Genomic DNA, 25,628 nt, shown 5'->3' on the forward strand with positions numbered 1-25,628 from the left:
CTTTTCATTATCTTTCCCCAATTTGTCATGTTCAAAAAGAGCTAGATTTATTTTAAAGGTTTTCTGGATCAAATAGAGAGGTTTTTCTGAAAATTTGTCATGTGCTTAAAAAATAAGAAATTGTGTTATCATAGAAATAATACAGAGAATTTTTATAAGAAAAGGATGAGAAAAATGAAAGTTGTTAACAATATGGCTGATTTGATTGGCGAGACACCTCTTGTTAAATTGAATCGTCTTCAACCAGCAGATGGAGCATCCGTTTACTTAAAACTAGAATTTTTTAATCCGAGCCGTAGTGTAAAAGACCGTGCTGCTTTTAATATGATCGTGGAAGCTGAAAAAGCAGGCTTGCTCAATGAAAATTCCACCATTATTGAACCAACGAGCGGAAATACAGGTATTGGCTTAGCTATGAATGCAGCAGCAAGAGGGTATCGTTCTATTTTAGTCATGCCCGATACGATGACTCAAGAACGAATTAACTTGTTAAAAGCATATGGTGCTGAAGTTGTTCTAACACCTGGCGATGAAAAAATGCCTGGCGCAATCCGTAAGGCAGAAGAGCTTACAAAAGAAATTCCAAATGCATTTATGCCCATGCAGTTTGAAAATAATGCAAACCCTGACGCACATCGAAAAACGACTGCTAAGGAAATTATTGAGGCAATGAACGATTTAGGAAAAGACCTATCTGCTTTTGTTGCTACTGCTGGAACAGGCGGAACGATCACGGGCACAGGTGAAGTCCTAAGAGAAAACTACCCAAATATGACCGTTCATGTTGTGGAACCAGCTGGGTCTCCTGTATTATCTGGAGGAAGACCTGGAAAGCACAAGCTTGTAGGAACAAGCCCTGGATTTATTCCTGATACGCTTAACATAGAGGTTTACGACGAAATTTTAAAAATTAAAGATGAACAAGCCTACGATATTACGCGACGCCTAGCTTCTGAAGAAGGGATTTTAGTCGGTCCTTCATCTGGCGCTGCGTGCTATGCTGCTATCGAGGTAGCCAAAAAATTATCTCCTGATCAAGTGGTCGTATGTATTGCTTGCGATACAGGTGAACGTTATTTATCAAGCGACCTATTCTCATATGAATAATAAAGAGGCTGGAACAAAAGGATTTTAGCCCAAATGAAAAACGAACCATGAATCAACATGTTTGATTCATGGTTCGTTTTTTTGTGATGGTGAATGTAGGTTCATCGGTTTCGTTACTTCTAGCAGTTGATTGGAGGGCAAGGCGAAGACTCCTGCGGGAAAAGCAGAACAGGTGAGACCCCGCAGGAGCCCAGGCGACGAGGAGACTCAGCGGCCGCCTGCGGAAAGCGAAGCCTTGCATGGAAATCAACTGCGGTGTCACAAACAGTCCAGCTCATGTATCCTAGTTATTCACCTTTAAATTGGATTCGTTTCGTTATGTCTCAACCTCTTTTTATTTAGCCAATTCGTAAATAGCCTGTGCATAAATAGCTGTTGCACGAAGCAAATCTTCAATTACCATGTACTCGTCTTTTTCGTGCGCTACTTCTTCACGGCCTGGGAAAAGAGGTCCAAATGCCACACCCGCTTCTAATGCTCTGGCATATGTTCCTCCTCCAATTGAAATAAGCGTAGGTTCTTCATTTGTTTGTTCTTGGTAAACCTTTTGAAGCGTTTGAATAAGCTCATGTTTTTGATTGACGTGATGTGGTTTAGAATCTGTAAAATGTTTGATAGTCATTTGATAAGATTCACTTTTTTCTTTAATCGTATCAATAATATCGTCAATATGAGCTGATACAGGATAGCGAATATTTAAGCCAAAGTGCCCCGCTTCTTCTTGATTATAAGACATGATTCCCACATTTATCGTTAAATCACCCGTGACCTCATCTTTGCGATTTAAGCCCATTTTTTCTCCTAGTGCATCTTGGACTAAATACGCATTTGCATAACCTACAAACTGATTAGCTTGTTCATCAAGTTCTAATGTGTGTAAAAAGCGAAGAAGTGTAAGCCCAGCATTTTTCCCTTTATCAGGCACGCTTCCATGTGCTGAAACTCCTTCTAGAGTAAGTGTATACGCACCGCTCTTTTCGGTTATTGAACCTTTTAAAGATTTATCTTTTAAAAATTGATCATATTTATTTTTAATATCCGTTTCACTATGGAATTCAAGAACAGCTGTTGCAAGATCAGGAACCATATTGTAGCGTCGCCCAGAGACAAATGATGTAAGCTGGACGCTTCCCTTTGTTCCTTCAATGGGCTGCTGGCGAATTTCTACATCTGTAATGCCTTTTTCAGCATAAATGATAGGAAAATCCGCATCCGGCGCAAATCCCATCGTTGGCATCTCTTCATGATTGAAGTAGTGGTCCACACATCTCCAGTCACTTTCTTCATCCGTTCCAATAATCATTCGAACCCGCTTAGATAGAGGAAGCCCTAAATCTTTCACAATTTTCATCGCATAATAAGCAGCCATCGTCGGGCCCTTATCGTCGATTGCTCCTCTAGCAAAAATTTTCCCGTCTTTTATTTCACCGCCGTATGGATCAACCGACCACCCGTCTCCTTCAGGAACGACGTCTACGTGACACAAAATGCCAAGAAGGTCTTTTCCTTCTCCCGCTTCAATATGACCTGCATATCCGTCTACGTTCTTGACGGAAAACCCGTCATTTTTTCCTTTGTTTAAAAGAAAGTGAAGCGCTTGAGCAACTCCAGGTCCAAATGGCTCTTCTTTTTTTTCTGTGCTTGTCAAAACACTTTTAATTTGCAAAAAACGCTGCGTCTCAGCTAGAATTTCAGCTTCTCTTTTTTGCACTTCCTCTTTCCAATTAATTGCTGTCATCTGTGTGCCTCCTTTGCCTGCTTTTACAGATTGTATCTATCATTACTATTGGTAAATTTAACTTTATCATACCTTTATATAGAAAGAAATAATTGTCTCTTTCCTTTCATATCAAAGGTTTACAGAGTCAAAATTCCGGGAAATAATTTGTAGGCACAATCGATAAAAACGGATTCTATTTGTTTATTGTTTACATATACTATAAAAAATGTGCAAATAGAGGAAGGAGATGTTACGAAAGGATTACATATTTATATCATTTTTTGTAAATATTGTGTTAATTTGCGTTTTCTCTTTTATTTTTCTGTCGATTTTGTGTACAATAAGGATAAGGACTGAAATAGTGCTTGACATCTCAGAGTTATAAAGAAGTTGTGCCTTACGAAAAACGAATAAGGAAGTGGTTTTTTGAAACCTTCAACTAATCGAATGCTAACTCGTATCAAATCGGTCTATATGTTCATTTGTAAAAATGGAACAGTTACAACGCAAGAGCTCGTAGACGAATTTGGTATTACACCAAGAACCATTCAGCGTGACTTGAATGTGTTAGCATATAATGATTTAGTTCGCAGCCCAAGTCGCGGTACATGGACGACTACGCAAAAGAAGGTCAAGATGTCATCCTAGTAAGTTTATTTCAAGGGTAGTAAGTGATTTATATATAGAGATAAAATTCTACGCAGTAGAAAGTCAAGACTTGGACGAGTGCATAGTCCCCCGCTCCATTTGCACGTCAAGCAGAGTTGGTACTCGTTTAAGTGCTTTAACGTGAAATGTTTCACTTGTCGAATAAAGTGGACAAAAAAAGGAACCATTTTAGACTTAGGTTCCTTTTTCTTTCGCCTCTTCTTAGGCATTTGATTTTTGTAATAAAGCTAGTTCTTCTTCCGTTAACTCCCTGTACTCTCCTAAATCTAACGACTCGTCTAATAGCAAAGCTCCCATAGATAAACGTTTTAAATACGTTACTTTTTTTCCTCTTGCTTCAAACATACGCTTCACTTGATGAAATTTCCCTTCAACGATCGTTAATTCAATTTCTGATTCCACACCGCTTGTTAGTACCTTTAACTCTGCTGATTTTGTTACGTATCCATCATCAAGAGTGACACCCTGTCTAAATGCTTCAGCATCTTCTTCAGTCACCGGCGCATTAATTTTTGCAAAATACGTTTTAGGAACGTGCTTTTTAGGAGATAGCAGCTGATGTGCAAGCTGACCATCATTTGTCAGCAGCAAGAGCCCTTCTGTATCTTTGTCTAAACGCCCTACCGGAAATGGGTCATACACAGCATCGTCAATTTCCAATAAGTCCAAAACTGTTTCATGAAGAGAATCTTCCGTCGCTGATATGACACCTTGCGGCTTATGCAGCATAAAGTAAACAAATTCTCGGTAAGAAACGGCTTCGCCATGCACAGTTATTTCTTGTTCATCTGGATTAACATGTACCTTAGCATCTTTAACCGCTGTACCGTCTACCTTAACAGCTCCAGTCTTTAAAAGACCTTTAACTTCTTTTCGGCTTCCGTACCCAATGGTAGAAAGCAATTTATCCAAACGCATGTAATATCCTCCTTTTTTTGAAAAGAAGATGACTCTAACGAGTCATCTTCTTATGCACTGCGCTGTTTATTTCGGCGCAGTATCTTTCGTTCAATTGCACCTGTTACCCTCGCTCCCATTACTTTTTCAAGCAGGCTTGAACGATAGGTAATAATAAAGTAAATAAGGCCGCCTACTGCTGCTCCTATAATCGTAATAACCGTGGCAGAGAATCGTCCTGGGGTTGTAAACAGACCAATTACTACTGAAACAATTTTTACGCTGATTCCCATAATCGCAACAAAAATGAGAATGAGCACAGAGCGTTTTATAAACTCACTGTAGTTATATTTTGCGTGTTTTTGAATAAGCGCAAACATATAAACAAGAGATACGATATAGCCTAGTGCTGTCGCTAAAACTGAACCGATCTCGTGGAACATAAGAATAAATGGCACGTTCACGACAATTTTCACAATCAATCCAAATAATAGACTTAAAACAGCATATTTTTGTTTGTTGATCCCTTGTAAAATAGCTCCATTAACCGTGAAAAACGAGAACAATAAAGCTACGGGTGCATAATAAAGCAAGACATTTCCACCCGCATCCGATGCATCTGTTCCAAAGAAAAACGTATATGCTGGACCAGCTAAAGCCATTAACCCTACAGATGCTGGCAGCACAAGAAACATAATCGTTTGATATGTTTGATCAATTTGCTTTTGCAATACATTATAATCTTTATTCACAAATGAACGTGTAATCGTTGGTACAAGAGTCAAACCGAATGCAGTAGCTAATGAAACAGGAATCATCACAAGCTTTGGAACATAAGACTGAACAATTCCGTTCATGGACTCCGCTATTTCTTTTTGTCCAGCCGCTACCATCGCACGGTTAAATGTGAATTGATCCACATACTGATAAAGCGGAATAGCTAAGCTGACAAATACATAGGGCAATGAATACGTAAGCAGCTCTTTAAAAATGGATACGGTAGAAATACGCGTAGGCGTTACCGTCTGCTCGTTCACCATTTTATCGAGATGAGGCTTTCGTTTTTTCCAGTACCAAATTAATACGGCAAGTCCAGCAAGAGCTCCTACAAAAGCACCCATTGTAGCAAATCCAACGGCTAGCGCAAGACTCCCATGTACAACTTTGATGACGATATAAGTGGATGCTAATAAAAAGACAACCCGCACAAGTTGTTCAACTACTTGTGAAACAGCTGTGGGTCCCATAGACTGGTGACCTTGGAAAAATCCTCGCATTAAACTCATCATCGGTACTACAATTAACGCAACACTAACCATTCGCATAACCATTACTACATCTTCTAAGGAGTTATTTAAATCAGAACCTCCAAGTGTAATTCTAGACATAACAGGCGCTAACGAATATAAAAGTAAAAATGCAAGTATTCCTGTGACAAGCATTAATTTCATGCCGGCCCGATACATTCTTCTACTCGTATAATAATCACCGAGTGCATTATATTTTGATACAAATTTCGATACGGCCATTGGCATACCGGCTGTAGCAATACTTAAATAAATAGCATATTGGTTATATCCATAACCAAACAGTGCTCCCCCTACGGTTCCAACAAGGATCGCAAATGGAAATAAATAAATCATTCCCAGAATTCGGGATACATAAGTGCCAAGCGTTAGCACAAAGGTCCCTCTTAACAATTTTGAATCAGACATACGTTTGCCTCCGATACTTAATGTTACATACTGATAATAATGATAGAATTGAAAAGAAGCAAGTGAGAGTATACACTAAGAAAGGTCTTATACTCACTCACACTCGTCAACAAGCTAAAAAACAAAGACTATAGCCCATTTTATCCAATGTTGAGAGATTTGTCAGTGAACAAACTAAAATTTTTTAAGAATAGACAGGTTGGTGAAAGTATGATATATGATGTAGTCGTAATCGGAGGAGGACCTTCTGGTTTGATGGCATCGATTGCAGCTGGTGAGTCAGGTGCAAACGTATTATTAATTGATAAAGGCAATAAACTTGGACGAAAGCTTGCCATTTCTGGAGGGGGCCGCTGTAATGTAACAAACCGCCTTCCGATTGATGAACTTATTAAACACATTCCAGGAAACGGACGCTTTTTATACAGTGCGTTTTCTGTTTTTAATAACGAAGATATCATCTCCTATTTTGAAGGCCTTGGAATTAAATTAAAAGAAGAAGATCACGGGCGTATGTTTCCGGTTAGCAATAAAGCACAATCTGTTGTTGATGCATTAATTAGTGAACTTCACCGTCTTCGTGTAACAATTCGCACAAACACAGCCGTTAAACGCGTAAACTATGAAAACAACACCGTGAAAGAAGTTGTGCTTCAAGACGGAGAAGCAATCCAAACGAAAAGCGTTGTGATTGCAGTAGGCGGAAAATCAGTGCCTCATACGGGTTCGACAGGAGACGGTTATCAATGGGCAAAAGATGCAGGTCATAAAATTACTGAACTTTACCCAACAGAAGTTCCTATTACATCTAGCGAACACTTTATTAAAACAAAAACGCTTCAAGGTCTATCGCTTCGCAACGTAGGACTAAGCGTACTTAATAAAAAAGGCAAACCTGTCATCACTCATCAGATGGATATGATTTTCACTCATTTTGGCATCTCTGGCCCTGCCGCTCTTCGCTGCAGCCAATATGTTGTTAAAGAGTTAAAGAAACAAAAAAGCAACACTGTTCAAATGTCTCTTGATTTATTTCCTAGCCAAAACGAAGAAGAGATTTTTCAACAATTAGTCAAAACAACAAAAGAAGAGCCGAAAAAAGCGATTAAAAATGTTTTAAAAGGTTTTGTATCTGAACGCTATCTACTATTTTTACTCGAGCAAGCAGACATTGATAGCCAAGCGCTAGCGGGACAGCTTCAGCATGAAAAACTGAGAGAATTCTCGAGAATGTGCAAACGATTTGAATTTGCTGTAAACGGCACACTTTCTTTAGAGAAAGCATTCGTCACAGGAGGCGGAGTATCCGTTAAAGAAATTCACCCAAAAGAAATGTCTTCTAAATTTATGCAAGGCCTTTACTTCTGCGGGGAAATTCTTGATATCCACGGATATACTGGAGGATACAATATTACTTCTGCCCTTGTAACAGGCCGTTTGGCTGGCAGTAATGCAGGAGAATTTGCAACAAGCCTAGCATAATATGCTAGGCTTTATACATAACCATGGCTGAAAAACAGTACACCTGCTCATCACAATCAACATCCACTGTGACTTGGTACTTAATATCCACGACGTCTTCATCTTCTAATTTGCGTAAAAATCGGTTCACCGCAAACTCTAAATCTTTTTCATGCTCTTTATCAAACATTTTCACCTGTATCATAGCTTCTACCACCTTGTCCTATCAAATTTGTTTCAATCAGAATGGACTGCTTCTCTCAATGATGGCTTTCGTACTGATTTTCAACTTCTTCCTACCTCTATTTTTATGAAGACTTTTATAGATTTAGTCATCATTTGTTTTGCTACTATCATTTTAGTTGAATGGTAGAAGTTTCATTCCAAAAGAAAAAAGCGCCTGTCAAAGGCGCTTTTTCTTATTTATTAACCGTTTTTCCTTCCCACTCTAACATACCGCCAACCATATTTGTTACTTTATAACCTTGTTCTTGAAGGTAGTAACATACGTTTTCACTGCGGCGTCCAGAACGGCAAATGAAAATATATTCTTTTTCTTTATCGAAATAATCCACATTGGTTGGAATATCATTCATACGAATGTGTTTAGCAGTTGGAATCATTCCTTCTGCTACTTCCTCATCTTCGCGAACATCAACTAAATGAAGCTCTTCTCCATTTTCAACGCGTTTTTGAAGCTCTTCAGGCGTAATCACTTTTACTTCTTCCATCTTCGTCATTCCTCTCTATTCTTTCATTCAGCTTGCTATCGCTATTGTAGCAAATTCAAATACCTTTATGCCACTAAATAAGAAAAGCTTAAGCAGCAGCCTACCTAAGCTTTTCCAATCGTAGTTAAAGGTTTAACTAAGGGCCTGATGTCAACCCCGAAAGGGGGACATCAGGCCCTTAGGTCTAGAACAGCCCCCCTGACTGCTCTTTAGTCAGGAGGGCTGTTCTACATCAATACTTAATTAGCTACGATGTTTACTAATTTACCAGGCACAGCAATCACTTTGCGTACTGTCTTACCTTCAATGAACTCTTGAACATCTTCATTAGCCATTGCAATATCTTGAAGCTCTTCACGAGATGCCTCAGCAGGTACGTTTAATTTTGCACGTACTTTACCGTTAATTTGAACGACAATTTCCACTTCATCATCTACAAGTTTCGCTTCATCAAACGCAGGCCAAGCTTCATATGAAATCGTATCTTCGTGGCCTAGTTTGCTCCATAATTCCTCAGTTGTATGAGGACAAATTGGTGCTAATAGCTTCACAAATCCTTCTACGTATTGCTTTGGCAGCACATCAACTTTGTATGCGTCGTTGATGAATACCATAAGTTGAGAGATACCTGTATTAAAACGAAGACCTTCGTAATCTTCCGTTACTTTTTTCACCGTTTGGTGATATACGCGTTCAAGTGTAGTATCATTGCTTTCTTGAACCTTGCTGCTTAATTCACCATTATCCTCGATAAGTAAACGCCATACACGATCTAAGAAACGGCGTGCACCATCAAGCCCTTTTGTTGACCAAGCAATGGATGCATCTAACGGTCCCATAAACATTTCGTAAAGGCGAAGCGTATCTGCACCGTGGCTTTCTACGATTTCGTCTGGGTTTACAACGTTACCTTTTGACTTACTCATTTTTTCATTGTTTTCTCCAAGAATCATACCTTGGTTAAACAGTTTTTGGAACGGCTCTTTTGTTGGAACTACGCCGATATCATATAAAAATTTATGCCAGAAACGAGCATACAATAGATGAAGAACAGCGTGTTCAGCTCCACCGATATAAATATCAACCGGCAACCATTCTTTTAATTTGTCTGCATCTGCTAATACTTCGCTGTTCGTTGGATCAATGTAGCGTAAGTAGTACCAGCAGCTGCCTGCCCATTGAGGCATTGTATTTGTTTCGCGGCGCCCTTTTTTGCCCGTTTCCGGATCTACAACGTTCACCCAGTCATCAATGTTTGCTAATGGAGATTCACCTGTACCTGACGGCTTGATTTCAGTTGTTTTTGGTAAAACAAGCGGAAGCTGATCTTCAGGAACTGCAGTTGTTGTGCCATCTTCCCAGTGAATAACAGGAATCGGTTCACCCCAGTAGCGCTGACGGCTGAATAACCAGTCACGCAGACGGTATGTTACTTGTTTTTCACCTTTTTCATTTGCTTGAAGCCACTGAATCATATTTGAAATTGCTTCTTCTTTATCTAGACCATTTAAGAAGTCTGAATTAACGTGCTCGCCGTCGCCTGTATAAGCTTCTTTTGAAACGTCTCCACCCGCTACTACTTCTTTAATCGGCAGTTCAAATTTAACAGCAAACTCATAATCACGCTCATCATGAGCAGGAACAGCCATAATTGCACCTGTACCATAGCTCATTAGAACATAGTCAGCAATCCAAATTGGCATTCTCTCACCGTTTACAGGGTTAATTGCATAAGCACCTGTGAATACGCCCGTTTTGTCTTTAGCTAAGTCTGTACGCTCTAAATCGCTTTTGCTTTTAATTTGATCTAAATACGCTTCTACCGCTTCTTTTTGTTCGGCTGTCGTAATTTTATCCACAAACGGATGTTCAGGTGCTAAAACGGCATACGTTGCCCCAAACAGCGTATCAGGACGCGTTGTGAACACAGTAAATGTTTCGTCATATCCATCAATTGTGAAGTGAACGTGAGCTCCTTCAGAGCGGCCAATCCAGTTTCGCTGCATTTCTTTAATACTTTCTGGCCAATCAAGATCATCTAAATCTTCTAGTAAACGATCTGCATAAGCTGTGATCTTAAGCATCCACTGCTTCATTGGACGACGCTCAACCGGATGCCCACCGCGCTCACTTTTGCCATCTATAACTTCTTCGTTTGCAAGTACTGTTCCCAACGCAGGACACCAGTTAACAGCTACTTCATCCACATAAGCTAAGCCTTTTTTATATAACTGTAAGAAAATCCACTGCGTCCATTTGTAGTAGTTAGGATCAGTTGTATTAATTTCACGCTCCCAATCGTAAGAGAAACCTAACGATTTGATTTGACGACGGAAATTATTAATGTTAAGTTCAGTGAACTCAGCCGGATCGTTTCCTGTATCTAATGCATACTGCTCAGCAGGTAGTCCGAATGCATCCCATCCCATTGGATGAAGTACATTGTATCCTTGCATACGCTTCATACGAGATAAAATGTCCGTTGCTGTATAACCTTCTGGATGCCCAACGTGTAAACCCGCCCCAGATGGATAAGGGAACATATCTAATGCGTAAAACTTACGCTTTCCTTCATCTTCTGTTGTTCTAAATGTTTTATTTTCTTCCCAAACTTTTTGCCATTTTTGTTCGATCTTTTCATGATTAAAAGCCATACATAATCCTCCTTGTACGCTCCAGCTGTATTTAATTAAACTAAAAAACCCCTCATCCCTCAAACAAAGGGACGAGAGGTTGAATAAACTTCCCGCGGTACCACCCAAATTAGCACAATTATGTACTCACTCATTTTCCTTAACGCGGATAGACGGTAAATGTTACTTTACTTCACATTTACAACTCCAAGGTGAGTTCATGAACGCCCGTTTGCTGACTCGCACCACCCGTCAGCTCTCTTAGCTCGCTTCGTTCACTACTATTCCTTATCATAGTTTTTACATCATACTACCTTGTATTGTAAATAATATGTTCGCAAACTGCAAGTTGTTCAACGGATTTTGTAAAAGTTTCTACACTGCCTCACTGCTTTGTTGCTAAATCCCCTCTTTCATTCTTATATATGAACAACTTCTCCCAAAAACATACATACAACGCCAAACAAAGAGATTTAGACATAACTAAGTTAATCCTATCTAAAGCTGAATAAATAGGATATCTGGACTCCTTGCTACAAAACTGTTCATTTCCGTGCAAGGCTTCATCTTGCGCTCCAATCAACAGCTTAAAGCAACTAAACACATAAAAGCCGAGTTCACCATAATAATGAAAAGATCCGAACGATTTATCGTTCGGATCTTCCTTCAGCTAAAATACTTTTGTCCCCGCCTCTACTTTCTTTAACAGCTATTATTAAATACCAAATCCAAAAGAAAACAGGATAATCGCAAGTACGAGACCAACAAGCGGAACAATTACCGTCATCGCTGCAACTGATCCATACGCATCTTTATGAGTTTCTCCACAAATAGAATTAATTGTGGTGACGACATAACCATTATGAGGCAAGGAATCTAATACGCCAGAAGATATAGCTACTACACGGTGGAGAGCTTCTGGATTTACACCAGCATCTAGATAGTGAGGGGCTAAAATTGGCAAAGCAATCGCCTGACCTCCTGAAGCCGAACCTGTCATCCCCGCGATAACACTCACCGCAATAGCTCCCCCTATCAACGGACTGCCTGGAATATGCGTCATGGCATCTACAGCCACTCCAAACGCGGGAACAGCCTTAGCAACCCCTCCAAAACCTACGACAGCAGCTGTATTCCCAATTGCAATTAACGCTCCAAGCGTCCCTTCTGATGCTGCATTCCAAAATCCTTTAAAGTGTTTTCGGTTCACAATGTATGTGACAATGATACCGCTTAAAAGTGCGACAATCAACGCAGATTGCTGAAGCGGCTTATGAAGTGCAAAAGAAATAATGAGCACGACCACAAGCGGAAGCAAACTTAATAACGGATTAGGAAGAGACTGATTTTCCGTTACTGCTGGATCTTTCTCGCGTGATATAAAACGCTCTCCATTTTTAACTGCTTTTGAAATCAAGCGCTTTAACCACCAGTAGCCGAATACAGCCATCACTACCGCTACAACTAAACTAACTTCCCATCCTGCATACGGACTAGTCTTTAAATATTCAATTGGAATCCAGTTTTGGATTTCAGGCGATCCAGCCGAGGTCATCGTAAACGTAACGGAACCGAATGCTAAAGCAGCAGGGATAAACCGCCTCGGCAAATCAGCTTGTTTGAATAAGCTTAAAGCCATTGGATAGACAGAGAATGCTACTACAAACAGACTGACTCCTCCATATGTTAAGACCGCACAGGCAAGTACAATCGCCAACACTGCTCTTTTCATTCCTAGTTTACTGACAATCCAGCGAGAAACACTATCAGCGGCCCCGCTGTCTTCCATCACTTTTCCAAAAACGGCGCCCAATAGAAACATTAAATACCAAGAAGCAATAAATCCTGTGAAACCAGACATATAATTCCCAACAAAATTTGCTTCTCCTTCTTTCACCAGCTGTGGAAATAAAGGCATTCCGCTTGTTAACGCAACAACTAAAGCACTAAGCGGACCTGCTATAAATAAATTCATGCCTCTCATCGTTAATACAATGAGCAGCAATAATCCTCCAATTAATCCAATCATACTAAGCATATTCTAGCCCCCCAAGAAGTCATATAATTAGAAAACGCTTACATTTTTACAGGTATATACTCCTTTCTTTGCTTGTCACGACCCTTACTATATTATTAAAGGAATACTGAAGACATTCCTACGTTTATTGAACAGTCAAAAATAAAACCACCTCTATTTATTTAGAGATGGTTAGTGAACGCTGACGTTTTTCTTTTAATTTATAATCGTATATCCATGTTGTACACATGCTAAATAACAATAGTGCAATTAATAAATAGCACAGGGTAGACATATTAAACGCATCGAAAATAACGCCTCCAAAGAGAGGGCCAATCATTTTACCTGCAGTAGCCATACTGTTGACTACGCCTTGATAAAATCCTTCTTTTCCTGATGGAGCTAACTGACTTGCGACAGCTGGAATTGCTGGCCAAACAAACATTTCTCCAACTGTTAACACAATCATTGCTGTTAAGAACTGCGAAAATGTTGTGGCATTCACCACGATGATGAAAGAAGCCACAAAAATAACCGTTCCAATTAGAACCTGTACTTTTAATGTCTTTGCTACTTTTTGAATGATAGGCACAATCAAAGGCTGACCGACTACAATTAAAATGCCGTTAATCGTCCAAAGCAAACTGTAGCTAGAAAGAGGTATATTCAACTCACGCGTATGCGTAGCAATCGTTGTTTGCCACTGAACATACGCGACCCAGCATAATACGTATCCTGTACATAAAATAAGAAGGGCCGTCAGTTTCGTTTTGTGCTGAATACTACCGGCTTCATTAAGGACATTCGTTTGCCCAACTGTAACCGAAATATGACGGTATGAAAAAATAGCAATAAGAAGAAAAATAACGTATAAAATTGTATTAGCTAAGAAAATATACGTAAATGAATAGGATGCTACAACGCCCCCTACCGCTGCGCCAATAGCCACTCCTGCATTTTGAGCAACGTACATCGCATTAAATGCTTTTCTTCCGCCTTGTGGCCAGACTGAGCCTGCCATTGCATACATAGATGGAAACACAATACCAGATCCAAACCCTACAATAACCAAGAGAACAACGTATGTAGGCCAACCATGGAAAAACACCAGTCCCACTAATGCAACAAGGGTAATAATAATTCCTGATAAAATGGATTTATATCCTCCAATTTTGTCAAAAAGCGTTCCCCCTAGTAAATTACCCACTACGCTTGCAGCAGAGTTCAGCATAAGAACCACTCCTGCAACGGATAACGACTTTCCTAAATGTTCATTTATATAAATTGTATTGAGAGGCCATAAAAACGAAGCTCCCGTTACGTTTACAAGCATACCAATAATCAAAAACCAAAGTGACTTGGGCATTGATCTCCCCCCTATCTATTCGAATGCCAACGTACATTCTAGTCTTTTCTTAAAGGGTTCGCAATGCTTTTACATATAGACAATTTATTTGAAATTCGCTGACTATTTAAAAAGGTGATTTCACATGACAATATCATGCAAAATCACCTTTTTACCGCTTATTTTTGCTTCGAACGAACCGGCTGGGCACGCTTGCTGTTCCGTGCTTTTAATTCTTTTACAGGATCAAAATCTTTTCCTAGCTCAATATCATTGCTGTTGATCCCGTTTTTTGTTTTTTGTTCCGGGTTATTTTGATTTGAACGAGTTGCCATAAAATCCTCTCCTTAATGCTGAGTTGTAATCAATTTATTTTGCAGCTGCTGAACTTGCAGGCGCATGCGATATAGCTGCTCTCTTTGCTGTGCATTTGCACTGTGAGAAAACTCTTCAATTTCTTTATAAGCATTTTCTAATTTTTCCTGTGCTTTTGTATATTCAGTGTCATTGTAATGTTCTTGTTTCATGCCTTCCTGTAACTGACCTTGTCCAAAGCGAATAGCATCCTCACACTGCTGCATAAGTTGATCCACTGCTTGACGAGTTGTCATTGTCTATTCCTCCTATTCGTTCATTTCTGTCTTATTTTGCGCAACTTTACTCTCCTTTACGACAAGAAGAACCTGTTAAATATAAGCATCCTTAAATTTGTTTGGCACTTTTTCACGTTTTTGATACAATTTGTTGATGTATATTGCATGTAAAAAGGAGGTTGCTGATTTGAATCAGACAAACCCATTTCCGTATAAATCTGAAAACAAACGTTATCATACCTGGAATTACCACTTACGTAACCACTTTGGCCATAAGGTATTTAAAGTAGCCTTAGATGGAGGATTTGATTGTCCAAACAGAGACGGCACGGTAGCTCACGGCGGCTGTACGTTTTGCAGCGCTGCCGGTTCAGGAGATTTCGCTGGAAACAGAGCGGATGATCTTGTGACACAATTTAACGAAATCCGTGAAAAAATGCATCATAAATGGAAAGACGGAAAATACGTTGCTTACTTTCAAGCATTCACTAACACTCACGCTCCTGTTGAGGAGCTTCGTGAAAAATATGAAGCGGTCTTAAAGCTTCCCGGAGTTGTTGGGCTTTCTATCGCCACGCGCCCTGACTGTCTCCCCGACGATGTGGTGGAGTACTTGGCTGAATTAAATGAACGAACTTATCTATGGGTAGAACTTGGACTGCAAACTGTTCATGAACGAACTTCACTGCTTATCAACCGGGCACACGATCATCAATGCTATGTAGATGGTGTAGCAAAGCTTCGAAAACACGGTATTCGCGTTTGTTCTCACATCATTAATGGTTTGCCTTTAGAAACACCTGAGATGATGATGGAAACGGTACGGGAAGTAGCAAAATTAGACGTTCAAGGAATTAAGATTCATCTGCTTCATTTACTAAAAGGAACTCCTATGGTCAAACAGTATGAAAAGGGCCTTGTTGAATTTCTTTCATTTGAAGAATATGTAAAGCTTGTATGCGATCAGCTCGAAGTAATCCCTTCTGAGATGATTGTTCATCGTATTACCGGTGATGGACCGATAGACCTCATGATCGGACCGATGTGGAGCGTAAATAAGTGGAGCGTATTAAATGCCATTGATCAAGAGCTCGAACGTCGCCAAAGCTATCAAGGAAAATATTACGAAACAGAGTTGATGGAAAGATGAAAATAGAACGTATCCTGCCTTTTGCCCGCACGTTGCTCACTAATGCTGTGGCCGAAGGAGATGTCGCGATTGATGCTACAGCAGGAAATGGACATGATACATTGTTCTTAGCCAACTTAGTCGGAGATACAGGTCATGTATATGGATTTGACATTCAGCCCCAAGCCATTCAAGCAACTCAGCAGCGATTGACAGAACATCATGTAGAAAAACGAGTCACGCTTATCCAAGAAAGCCATAGCAATATAAGCATGCTTCCTACTTCTATTAATGGACGAGTGACGGGCGCTGTCTTTAATTTAGGTTATTTACCAGGTGGAGATAAAGACATCGTCACCACTTCTGAAACAACAATTTCTGCAATTGAGCAGTTACTTGATTTGCTAGCACCTGAAGGAGTGATTGTGCTCGTTATTTATCACGGACACGAACAAGGGAAACAAGAAAGAGACGATTTACTAACGTACGTCCAAAATCTGGATCAAAAAGATGTCCATGTTTTACAATACCGCTTCATGAATCAGCAAAACAATCCTCCGTTCATCATTGCTATTGAAAAAAGATAAGCCGCATATGGCTTATCTTTTTAACATTCGGTACAAGCGTCCGTTGATATAGAAAAAGTAGCTGAGTGCTCCCCCCGCTTTGATTAATCGACGTGCATTCACATGAACATGTTTTTGTGCCCTCACTTTTTGATCGGACAAATAAACGCCCAGGAGTCCCTTATAGATAAAGCAGTGAAAGTGATAATCCGGTAGTTTTTTAGCATATTCGTCCGCTTTTACAACAAAATGCAAAAAGCGGTCCATCATTTGCTGATAGTGAGGATAATAAAAACAAAAGTTCAAATCTCCTCCTGCTTTATCTTCTTCTTGGTCAATTAAATAATCGAGTAAAATATGTAAACCTTGAATATAAGGAAAATATCCCGCTTTTATTTTCTCCGTCATTTCTTTGGTCATCTCTTCTTGAAAACTGTAAGCGGCCAAACAAAAAATGCCTAACGTTGAACCAGAGCACGCTGAAAATTCATACCACTCCATTTCAGGAACACTGTGCCGGTGAGCATCAAACCAATTCTCTAATCGTGGAACTCTTTCCTTGATTTCAACATGCTTATGTATTTGCAAATCACAATAATAAGTAGCTAGTTCTAATAAATGTGAAGAGACGATATGGTAATTACAGGCTTTTCGCAAGGACTGCTGACAAGTCTGGACAAGTTCCGCTAAATATCCTCCATCGTCTTTATCCGTTCGAAAACGATAGTAATCCCCAAGAGGTGCATGAGGAGTCAACGCATCTGGCATCGATTCGTGTAAGGCTGCAAAATCTTTAGGATCGAGCGAATTGCTGCGGTCACATAAGTTATCTAAGTAATCGCTGATTGTTTGGTAGGCAACGATAAATTTTACGCATTCAATCATGTTTTCTTTCGCTAAAATCGATAGGATACCGCCTCCTTCACAATGAAAAGTTTTTGTATCGATACTTGCCAATGCTTGAGTGCGTAATTCTTTATTAGGAATCTCTTTTGCCCGTTCCCGCCAATGGTTAAGCTCATGATGAACGACGGGAAACACTTCTCGATAAATTTTTCTCATTAATGAAATAGGACGAGACGGAATCTTCATTTATTTTCACCTCAATTTCTGACAGCACTCATTAAATGTGAAGATCAACAAAGCTTTTCGCGTATGTAAAAACGTATTCTCTTTCAGGCTCATTAAAGATTTCGTGATACAGCTGAGACCATTCTTTGTAGATTTTTTCACTTAGCTCTATTTCATCAAACCACTGTCTAACAATCAGCTTTTCAATAATTTTATCTTCTCCTGCCTGCATCACAAGAAGCGGAACATCCGGCAAACGATCGATATCTTTAAAAGCTAAGTTAACAGCTTGAATCAATTCTCGGTACCATCTTACAGAAACTTTTGTAACGTACAGTGAGTCGTTTTCATCTTCATCTCGAACTTCTTGATTTCTTGTTGCTTTTTCAACAGTAAGACCCAAATCAAAAAGTTTGTTCGGCATGACTTTATTTAATCCTTTAGATAACATATCTAAGTAAGCTGGTACTTGCTCTTTTAATCCTAGACAAGGTGAGGAAAGAATCGCACCCCATATAGGAAGATTTTTTGTCTGCAGCGTACGAATAACCGCCAGTCCTCCCATACTATGTCCTAACAGGAAAATAGGCAAATCATATTTTTGCGCTTCACGTACCCATTCTTCCACTTCATATACATATTCATCAAAGGATAGGATATGTCCTCTTCTTCTCGTTGTTAAGCCTTGGCCAGGAAGGTCTCCCATGATTACGTGCATTCCAACCGAACGCCACATCTCAATCAGCCAGCGATAGCGCCCGTGATGCTCCGCTGCTCCATGGACCATGACAATAACGCCTTTTGGATTTACTGCTTCCCATTTATGCATTTGAGTTACTCCTTCTTCCTTTTTTTGTTTACCTGCTTTAAAAACCTTTGTACACTTACATTAGAAGATTTACTACTTTTTTTCAACTAATAAAGGGAGATGATTTGATGATTTATCCGTATAAAGAAAAAATGCCTAATATTGCACCCAGCTGCTTCCTCGCAGACTATGTCACGATTACTGGAGATGTCACCATTGGTGAAGAAAGCAGCATTTGGTTTAACACCGTTATTAGAGGAGATGTTTCACCTACTATTATAGGTAAACGAGTAAATATACAAGATCAATCAACACTCCATCAAAGCCCAAATGCTCCTTTGCTTATTGAGGATGATGTGACAGTAGGACATCAAGTTATTTTACACAGCTCCATCATCCGCAAACGCGCGCTCATTGGCATGGGCTCTATTATTTTAGACGGTGCGGAAATTGGTGAAGGTGCTTTTATCGGTGCAGGAAGTTTAGTGCCTCCCGGTAAAAAAATACCACCTAATACTCTCGCACTCGGTCGACCTGCTAAAGTAATCCGCACTCTGACTGAGGAGGATTTAAAAGATATGCAGCGCATTCGTACAGAATATGTAGAAAAAGGGCAGTATTATAAGTCTATTAAGAAATCTGATTCTTCATTATAAAGGAAACGTTCCCTCAGAAAGTCATACTGAGGGAATTTTTTTAGTATCTCCACAAACTCTCTAATCATGTTCTATTCTCTCCACAATTGTAAAGAAATTTCCATATTAATTTACATCGTTTTAGTACTGCCTCCACAATTAAAGATTAAACTGAATAATAAAGACGTATTTATTAAAAAGGGAGCGACTCTATGAAAGCCAAGTTAATTCAGTATGTATACGATGCCGAATGCCGATTATTCAAAAGTGTAAATCAACATTTTGATCGAAAGCACTTAAATAGATTTTTACGTTTACTAACTCATGCCGGCGGAGCCACGTTTACCATTGTGATAGCGTGCTTGCTGCTATTTCTGCATCCTTCATCCGTCGCTTACGCCTGTGCGTTTTCTCTAGCCGTTAGCCATATTCCTGTTGCCATTGCTAAGAAGCTATATCCGAGACAACGGCCTTATATTCAACTAAAGCATACAAAAGTATTAGAAAATCCATTAAAAGATCATTCATTTCCATCGGGGCATACAACGGCTATTTTTTCGTTAGTTACCCCTCTGATGATTACTTACCCAGCCTTCGCTGCCGTTCTTTTGCCGCTTGCAGTAACGGTAGGCATTTCAAGAATTTATCTCGGTCTGCACTATCCGACGGATGTCATGGTAGGCCTGATACTCGGCATCTTTTCAGGTGCTGTTTCACTGAACATATTTTTAGTCTAATTGATAGGAGGAGTACTCATGAGAATTGCTTTATTTACAGATACATTTGCTCCGGAAGTTAACGGAGCTGCTAAAACACTTTATCAATTTACTCAGTATGTCAAATCAAAGCAAATTCCCATCCAGGTATTTGCTCCTGAATTTGCTCATAATCGGTCGTTTTCAACATACGTTCACCGCTCGCCTAGCATGCCGTTTTTCCTTTATCCAAACAGCCGCTTTTCATTGCCAAACGTTCTAAAAATTAAAAAGCAGCTGCAGGAATTCAACCCTTCTCTTATTCATTTGGCCACTCCTTTTACAATGGGGCTTTGCGGCTCCTATTACGGGAAAAGATTAGGTATTCCTCTTGTCGGCTCTTATCATACCAATTTTGATGATTATTTATCTCACTATGAACTTGAAAAAATGCGTGTACCACTGCAAAAATATATGAAATGGTTTTATAAACCTGTACAAAAATTATTCGCTCCCTCCGAAGTGACCAAACAGCAGCTAGAAAAACAAGGGTTTCACAACGTAGCTATTTGGTCGCGAGGGGTAAATCACAAATTGTTCCATCCCCACTATGACCGCTTTGATATTCGTATTAAATATAATATAAAAAAACCCTACATCTTAACGTATGTAGGAAGGTTAGCTAAAGAAAAGAACGCTGATTTTTTACTAAAAATTGCCCGATCTTTACCTGATCATATCCGCCACCAAGTTCACTGGCTTATTGTGGGAGATGGTCCTTTAAAAGAACAAATGCAACAGCAAGCATCTGAGCATATGACATTTACAGGCTTTCTTGAAGGTAAGCAACTTGCTCATATCTATTCTTCATCTGATTTGTTTGTTTTCCCTTCAGAAACAGAAACGTTCGGAAATGTCGTACTGGAGTCTCTTGCTTCTGGAACTCCCGTGGTGGCAGCAAATGCAGGAGGAGTTAAACAGATGGTTCAGCACGGGCGAAACGGCTACCTTTGCAAACCTCACTCCTTAGAAGAATTCAGTTCGGCTATTACAGGTTTACTTGATGATTTGCACCAGCGGCTTCACTTTAGCCATGCAGCGAGACACTATGCTCTTACTCAATCATGGGACGCCATTTTTCAGCATTTGCTTTCAGAATATGAAGATGTCGTAGAAAAATCTGCTGAAGGTATTCAATGGGCATAAAAAAATCTCCGTTTTCACGGAGATTTTTTTATTATTTAGCTAAAGCTTGAGTTTTTAATGCTTCAGCTTTGTCTGTGAACTCCCAAGGAAGCTCCACATCTGTACGACCAAAGTGACCGTAAGCTGCTGTTTGCTTATAAATTGGGCGACGTAAATCAAGCATTTTAATGATGCCTGCTGGACGTAGGTCAAAGTTTTTGCGTACTACATCTACTAGTACTTCTTCAGAAACTTTTCCTGTACCGAATGTATCAATTGAAATAGATACTGGCTGTGCAACACCAATTGCATATGCTAGTTGTACTTCACATTTATCAGCAAGATCAGCTGCTACAATGTTTTTCGCAACATAACGAGCTGCATAAGCTGCTGAACGGTCTACTTTTGTTGCGTCCTTACCAGAGAATGCACCGCCGCCGTGACGAGCATATCCGCCGTAAGTATCAACGATAATTTTACGACCAGTTAAACCAGCATCTCCTTGAGGGCCGCCGATTACGAAACGTCCTGTTGGGTTAATGAAATACTTTGTATTTTCATCAATTAACTCATTTGGAACAACTGGATTAATTACATATTCTTTTAAGTTACGTTGAATTTGCTCTAACGTTACTTCTGGGTGATGCTGAGTTGAAATAACAATTGTATCGATGCGAACAGGTTTGTTGTTTTCATCATATTCAACTGTTACTTGTGTTTTACCATCCGGGCGAAGGTAAGGAAGAATTTCTTCTTTACGTACTTCTGTTAGACGGCGAGCAAGTTTATGAGCTAATGAAATTGGAAGAGGCATTAATTCTTTTGTTTCGTTACATGCATAACCAAACATTAACCCTTGGTCTCCAGCTCCGATTGCTTCGATTTCTTCATCGGACATTTGACCTTCACGTGCTTCTAACGCTTGGTCTACACCAGCAGCGATATCAGCTGACTGCTCGTCGATAGATGTTAATACTGCACAAGTTTCAGCATCAAATCCGTATTTTGCACGAGTATAGCCAATTCCTTTAATTGTTTCACGAACTGTTTTAGGAATATCCACGTAAGTAGAAGTTGTAATTTCACCGCTTACTAAAACTAAACCAGTTGTTACGCTTGTTTCACAAGCAACACGAGCATTTGGATCCTTTGCTAGGATAGCATCAAGAATTGAGTCAGAAATTTGGTCACAAATTTTATCGGGATGTCCCTCTGTAACAGATTCTGACGTGAACAGACGACGTTGTGTTGACATCAGTTTTCCTCCTTATAAATACGATACATTGTGATACGGTACTCATTCCCTTATTTTCATTACACGTTAAAAAATATAAAAAAACCTTTCCTTGTATCGAGGAAAGGTATCAAATTCTACATAAGCCTTTCACTCTTATCGATCAAGGTTGTGCCCTTGCATCAGGTTAGCACCTTATCGTCTACACAAAAAAATGACGATGGTTGCTGGGTTTCACAGGGCCTGTCCCTCCACCAGCTCGGGATAAGAGAGTATCCGTTCAAGGACATATAATACATGAAAAAGCGCTTCACTGTCAACAACATTCAAATGGAAATCATCTCTTTATGTTTGAATCTGTTTTAATGTAACATACTCAAATTTAAAAATAGTATACCTTATTAAGAATGATCACGAAGTTTGGTTAACAAGACAGACCAAAAAAAGGCTTTCACTTGAAATAGCTTCACTTTTTTCGCTTCTAGCACATATACATGTGTCTAAAATAGGTATAACGTACATTTTTTTATAATACACAAACATTTTTAGTTAAATAGTATAGAATAATTAAATAAATGTGTTATACTAATTATAAATTTCAAACATTAATGAATAAATAATAGCTAAAAAAGGAAGGTAGTGCACATGAGTACTGTTGATATGTCTATCGAATTAAATGGTTTGCTTCAATTAAAAACAACAAAACACCAATTATCTGTTCCACAACTTGTTGAAAAAATTCTAGCTCGACGCGAAGGAACGCTGACTTCTACAGGTGCTGTGTCAGTCGAAACCGGAAAATATACAGGCCGCTCTCCTTTGGATAAATTTATTGTAAGCGATGCTGTATCTTCAAAAACGGTTGAATGGGGACCCGTCAATCAGCCAATTTCTGCTCAGCGATTCGATGCGCTATACAAAAAAGTCTTAACCCACTTAAAGAAGCAGGATGAACTTTTTGTTTTTAATGGATATGCTGGAGCTGATAAAAAGTATCAGTTACCAATTCAAGTAGTTAATGAATTTGCATGGCACAACCTATTCGCTCAGCAGTTATTCATTCGCCCTTCAGCTGAACAAAAAACAAATGATGATGTGAAGCCGTTTACAATTGTAGCAGCTCCAACGTTCAAAGCTGACCCTGAAACAGACGGGACGAATTCGGAAACCTTCATTATTCTTTCATTAGAGCGACGCATTGTGCTAATTGGAGGAACTGAATACGCTGGTGAAATGAAAAAATCCATTTTCTCAGTGATGAACTTCTTGCTTCCTCAAAACAATATTCTATCCATGCACTGTTCTGCTAACGTAGGAGAAGAAGGTGACGTTGCATTATTCTTTGGTTTATCTGGAACGGGTAAAACAACGCTTTCTGCTGATGCAAACCGTCGTTTAATCGGAGATGACGAGCACGGTTGGTCAAGCTCTGGTGTATTTAATATTGAAGGAGGCTGCTACGCGAAGTGCATTCAGCTTTCCGAAGAAAAAGAACCGCAAATTTTTAATGCAATTCGCTTCGGCGCAGTACTGGAAAATGTAGTGTTGAATCAAAATACGAAAGTAGCAGATTACAATGATAATAGTTTAACAGAGAATACTCGTGCCGCTTATTCAATTGACTCTATTGATAATACGGTATTGCCAAGCGTTGCTGGGCACCCTACAGCTATTGTCTTTTTAACTGCTGATGCCTTCGGCGTCTTACCTCCAATCAGCAAGCTTACAAAAGAACAAGCGATGTACCATTTTCTGAGCGGATACACTAGTAAGTTAGCTGGAACAGAGCGCGGCGTAACATCGCCACAGGCTACTTTCTCTACATGCTTTGGTGAGCCTTTCTTACCTCTTGCTCCAACAACTTATGCAGAAATGCTAGGAAAGAAAATCGATGAACATAACGTAAATGTCTACCTTGTAAACACTGGATGGACCGGCGGTGAATACGGCGTGGGTGAACGAATGAAGTTAAGTTACACTCGAGCTATGGTTCAAGCAGCTCTTGAAGGAGAACTAGCTAATACCGAAACAGTAACAGATGCTATTTTTGGTTTATCGATTCCAACTCATGTTCCGGGAGTTCCTGATGAAGTGCTTCAGCCTTCTAAAGCATGGAACGATGCAACAGCTTATAACCAAAAAGCAACTGAACTTGCCGCTAAATTCAAAGCGAACTTCAAGCGTTTTAATGATGTAGCATCGGACATTTCAACATTAGGCGGACCTAGAGTCTAATAAAAAACCGATCGTCTTATAGACGATCGGTTTTTTAGTTAGTCGAATGTAATTTTGTCAGTTCATATGTGACAATGGTTTTTTCCTGCTCCATTTCTACCTTACGCACAACAGCAGTTCCAATACATTCTCCATTTTTCGTTTTGTGAATGTTTAATGGAATATCCAACGGATACAAACGATATCCTTTTTTCTCAACTTGAAAAATGTTATCTGTTACACGCTTTTCGTTGCCTTTTGTCACAATCATTGTATTTAATTCTAGCGGCATCCCCATTTTCTCTCACTCCTCACTGTTATTCTACTTGTTTTTTCTATCGTAGCATATCTTTTATTGCGCTTTCATCCACTTCGTTAACTTCTTTACCGTTTCTCGGTTTTCTTTTGGTGGAAAAGCATGTGGAAAGTTTTCAAAATACCAGCTGGTAACTTTTTTATTGGACTTCTTTAGTTTAGATTCGAGCTGATAGGAATGATCAATTGAGACGTTTTTATCTTCTAAACCATGAATAAGCAAGACCGGCGGCTCGACGAGATGAGCACGATGCAAAGGTGTCCTCCATTCGTATCTTTCAGGATATTTAGAAGGAGTTCCTCCAATCACCCGCTTCATCATTCTTCTTAAATCTTCTCTTTCTTCATATGTCAGCACCATATCCGTGACGCCTCCCCATAGCACAAGAGAACGGCTGTCTTTTTTTTCAATGGCTGTGAGTAAAGCCATCACTCCCCCTCGTGAAAACCCAAAAATATGAATGCGGTCATGGTGGACGTTAGGGAGCTGTTTCAGTAAATCGTAAGCAGCAAAAGCATCGTAACGATCATCTCCTGCAAAATCTTCGTTTCCTTCGCCTCCTTGATTTCCCCTATAGAACGGAGCCATCACAATAAAACCTTGTGAAGCAAATTGAATGAGTCGAGCAGGGCGAACCGTTCCTACGTTCTTAATACCTCCTCTTAAGTATAAAAAGCCGTCATACATTCCTTTTTCTTTTGGCTCTGCAAGCATTCCTTTAATCTTAAGCCCTTGACATGCATATGTAATCACCCACAGCGTCACGCGAGGATTTGATGATGGGAAACGCTGTTTATGAAGAATTGTTCCATCTTTCATTTTTTTCCTCCATTCTTTATATAACTAGCCTACTTTCTTCCGCTAAGGTTTACTTTCAGTCGTTGACT

The 25,628-nt window shown here is 39.6% G+C and carries 25 protein-coding genes, 1 riboswitch and 1 other annotated feature; of the genes, 10 read left to right on the top strand and 15 right to left on the bottom strand.

The features are described 5' to 3' along the window. Nucleotides 1-174 precede the first annotated feature (174 nt). Together cysK and CEQ83_RS23510 are read left to right on the top strand one after the other, a co-directional pair. A complete protein-coding gene (cysK, locus tag CEQ83_RS23505; protein ID WP_033579594.1) occupies nt 175-1,107 on the top strand; it encodes a cysteine synthase A in 933 nt (310 codons plus the stop codon). Between the two features lie 126 nt (nt 1,108-1,233). Next, on the top strand, nt 1,234-1,449 hold the full coding sequence (locus CEQ83_RS23510; protein WP_155017519.1) for a hypothetical protein: 216 nt from the start codon (nt 1,234-1,236) through the stop codon (nt 1,447-1,449). On the opposite strand, the gene pepV is transcribed toward CEQ83_RS23510, so the two are convergent. Continuing rightward, the gene (gene pepV / locus CEQ83_RS23515) at nt 1,442-2,845 is read right to left on the bottom strand and encodes a dipeptidase PepV (protein ID WP_049166261.1); all 1,404 of its coding nucleotides are present in this window, start codon (nt 2,843-2,845) and stop codon (nt 1,442-1,444) included. The genes CEQ83_RS23510 and pepV overlap by 8 nt on opposite strands. 408 nt (nt 2,846-3,253) lie before the next feature. On the opposite strand from pepV, the gene CEQ83_RS23520 reads away from it, so the two are divergent. Continuing rightward, on the top strand, nt 3,254-3,475 hold the full coding sequence (locus CEQ83_RS23520) for a DeoR family transcriptional regulator (protein WP_013059517.1): 222 nt from the start codon (nt 3,254-3,256) through the stop codon (nt 3,473-3,475). A 222-nt stretch (nt 3,476-3,697) separates the two neighbouring features. On the opposite strand, the gene CEQ83_RS23525 is transcribed toward CEQ83_RS23520, so the two are convergent. Both CEQ83_RS23525 and CEQ83_RS23530 read right to left on the bottom strand, forming a co-directional pair. Next, nucleotides 3,698-4,414, bottom strand: a complete 717-nt coding sequence (locus tag CEQ83_RS23525; RefSeq protein ID WP_028411835.1) for a pseudouridine synthase — start codon at nt 4,412-4,414, stop codon at nt 3,698-3,700. A gap of 50 nt (nt 4,415-4,464) precedes the next feature. Next, nucleotides 4,465-6,108: a putative polysaccharide biosynthesis protein gene (locus tag CEQ83_RS23530; protein ID WP_028411836.1), complete on the bottom strand. Its 1,644-nt coding sequence runs from the start codon at nt 6,106-6,108 to the stop codon at nt 4,465-4,467. Between the two features lie 210 nt (nt 6,109-6,318). Here CEQ83_RS23530 and CEQ83_RS23535 point away from each other — a divergent pair, with 210 nt between their 5' ends. Continuing rightward, a complete protein-coding gene (locus tag CEQ83_RS23535; protein WP_028411837.1) occupies nt 6,319-7,590 on the top strand; it encodes a BaiN/RdsA family NAD(P)/FAD-dependent oxidoreductase in 1,272 nt (423 codons plus the stop codon). 4 nt (nt 7,591-7,594) lie between these two features. Here CEQ83_RS23535 and CEQ83_RS23540 read toward each other — a convergent pair whose 3' ends face one another. The 7 genes from CEQ83_RS23540 to CEQ83_RS23570 form a co-directional block, all read right to left on the bottom strand. Beyond that, nucleotides 7,595-7,774 (bottom strand): sporulation protein Cse60, encoded by a 180-nt coding sequence (locus tag CEQ83_RS23540; protein WP_155017520.1) that lies wholly within the window; start codon nt 7,772-7,774, stop codon nt 7,595-7,597. Nucleotides 7,775-7,988: 214 nt separating this feature from the next. After that, nucleotides 7,989-8,300, bottom strand: coding sequence for a rhodanese-like domain-containing protein (locus tag CEQ83_RS23545; protein ID WP_028411838.1), 312 nt, complete (start codon nt 8,298-8,300; stop codon nt 7,989-7,991). A gap of 239 nt (nt 8,301-8,539) precedes the next feature. Further along, a complete protein-coding gene (gene leuS / locus CEQ83_RS23550) occupies nt 8,540-10,954 on the bottom strand; it encodes a leucine--tRNA ligase (protein WP_155017521.1) in 2,415 nt (804 codons plus the stop codon). 64 nt (nt 10,955-11,018) lie between these two features. Then, nucleotides 11,019-11,237, bottom strand: a binding site (T-box leader). A 411-nt stretch (nt 11,238-11,648) separates the two neighbouring features. Further along, nucleotides 11,649-12,971: a GntP family permease gene (locus CEQ83_RS23555; protein ID WP_028411840.1), complete on the bottom strand. Its 1,323-nt coding sequence runs from the start codon at nt 12,969-12,971 to the stop codon at nt 11,649-11,651. 157 nt (nt 12,972-13,128) lie between these two features. Further along, nucleotides 13,129-14,316 (bottom strand): MDR family MFS transporter, encoded by a 1,188-nt coding sequence (locus tag CEQ83_RS23560; protein ID WP_028411841.1) that lies wholly within the window; start codon nt 14,314-14,316, stop codon nt 13,129-13,131. A gap of 158 nt (nt 14,317-14,474) precedes the next feature. Next, nucleotides 14,475-14,630 carry a hypothetical protein gene (locus CEQ83_RS23565; protein WP_013059527.1) on the bottom strand — a complete coding sequence of 52 codons (156 nt, stop codon included), beginning with the start codon at nt 14,628-14,630 and terminating at the stop codon, nt 14,475-14,477. Nucleotides 14,631-14,642: 12 nt separating this feature from the next. Beyond that, on the bottom strand, nt 14,643-14,906 hold the full coding sequence (locus tag CEQ83_RS23570; RefSeq protein WP_013059528.1) for a YtzC family protein: 264 nt from the start codon (nt 14,904-14,906) through the stop codon (nt 14,643-14,645). A 169-nt stretch (nt 14,907-15,075) separates the two neighbouring features. On the opposite strand from CEQ83_RS23570, the gene CEQ83_RS23575 reads away from it, so the two are divergent. After that, nucleotides 15,076-16,038 (top strand): tRNA modification radical SAM protein MnmL/YtqA, encoded by a 963-nt coding sequence (locus tag CEQ83_RS23575; RefSeq protein ID WP_028411842.1) that lies wholly within the window; start codon nt 15,076-15,078, stop codon nt 16,036-16,038. Beyond that, a complete protein-coding gene (locus CEQ83_RS23580; RefSeq protein ID WP_028411843.1) occupies nt 16,035-16,604 on the top strand; it encodes a tRNA 5-(aminomethyl)-2-thiouridylate-methyltransferase MnmM in 570 nt (189 codons plus the stop codon). The genes CEQ83_RS23575 and CEQ83_RS23580 overlap by 4 nt, the downstream gene beginning before the upstream one ends. Before the next feature lie 12 nt (nt 16,605-16,616). Here the strand turns inward: CEQ83_RS23580 and CEQ83_RS23585 are convergent, their stop codons facing one another. Together CEQ83_RS23585 and CEQ83_RS23590 are read right to left on the bottom strand one after the other, a co-directional pair. Next, the gene (locus CEQ83_RS23585) at nt 16,617-17,675 is read right to left on the bottom strand and encodes a tetraprenyl-beta-curcumene synthase family protein (protein WP_028411844.1); all 1,059 of its coding nucleotides are present in this window, start codon (nt 17,673-17,675) and stop codon (nt 16,617-16,619) included. 31 nt (nt 17,676-17,706) lie between these two features. Next, nucleotides 17,707-18,483 carry an alpha/beta fold hydrolase gene (locus CEQ83_RS23590; protein WP_013059532.1) on the bottom strand — a complete coding sequence of 259 codons (777 nt, stop codon included), beginning with the start codon at nt 18,481-18,483 and terminating at the stop codon, nt 17,707-17,709. A gap of 107 nt (nt 18,484-18,590) precedes the next feature. Between CEQ83_RS23590 and CEQ83_RS23595 the strand changes: the two genes are divergently transcribed. The 3 genes from CEQ83_RS23595 (at nt 18,591) to CEQ83_RS23605 (ending at nt 20,998) form a co-directional block, all read left to right on the top strand. Next, a complete protein-coding gene (locus CEQ83_RS23595) occupies nt 18,591-19,118 on the top strand; it encodes a gamma carbonic anhydrase (RefSeq protein ID WP_028411845.1) in 528 nt (175 codons plus the stop codon). A gap of 191 nt (nt 19,119-19,309) precedes the next feature. Beyond that, the gene (locus tag CEQ83_RS23600) at nt 19,310-19,834 is read left to right on the top strand and encodes a phosphatase PAP2 family protein (protein WP_028411846.1); all 525 of its coding nucleotides are present in this window, start codon (nt 19,310-19,312) and stop codon (nt 19,832-19,834) included. 18 nt (nt 19,835-19,852) lie between these two features. Next, the gene (locus tag CEQ83_RS23605) at nt 19,853-20,998 is read left to right on the top strand and encodes a glycosyltransferase family 4 protein (RefSeq protein ID WP_028411847.1); all 1,146 of its coding nucleotides are present in this window, start codon (nt 19,853-19,855) and stop codon (nt 20,996-20,998) included. Nucleotides 20,999-21,029: 31 nt separating this feature from the next. Here the strand turns inward: CEQ83_RS23605 and metK are convergent, their stop codons facing one another. Next, on the bottom strand, nt 21,030-22,232 hold the full coding sequence (gene metK / locus CEQ83_RS23610) for a methionine adenosyltransferase (protein ID WP_013059536.1): 1,203 nt from the start codon (nt 22,230-22,232) through the stop codon (nt 21,030-21,032). A 132-nt stretch (nt 22,233-22,364) separates the two neighbouring features. After that, nucleotides 22,365-22,482, bottom strand: a riboswitch (SAM riboswitch). Between the two features lie 374 nt (nt 22,483-22,856). Here metK and pckA point away from each other — a divergent pair. Beyond that, nucleotides 22,857-24,446, top strand: coding sequence for a phosphoenolpyruvate carboxykinase (ATP) (pckA, locus tag CEQ83_RS23615; RefSeq protein ID WP_028411848.1), 1,590 nt, complete (start codon nt 22,857-22,859; stop codon nt 24,444-24,446). 34 nt (nt 24,447-24,480) lie between these two features. Here pckA and CEQ83_RS23620 read toward each other — a convergent pair whose 3' ends face one another. Next, nucleotides 24,481-24,723 (bottom strand): DUF2584 domain-containing protein, encoded by a 243-nt coding sequence (locus tag CEQ83_RS23620; protein ID WP_028411849.1) that lies wholly within the window; start codon nt 24,721-24,723, stop codon nt 24,481-24,483. Nucleotides 24,724-24,777: 54 nt separating this feature from the next. Continuing rightward, nucleotides 24,778-25,560, bottom strand: a complete 783-nt coding sequence (locus CEQ83_RS23625) for an alpha/beta hydrolase family protein (RefSeq protein ID WP_028411850.1) — start codon at nt 25,558-25,560, stop codon at nt 24,778-24,780. Between the last annotated feature and the right edge of the window lie 68 nt (nt 25,561-25,628).

It is taken from the genome of Priestia megaterium, assembly GCF_009497655.1.
GTDB lineage: Bacteria > Bacillota > Bacilli > Bacillales > Bacillaceae_H > Priestia > Priestia zanthoxyli.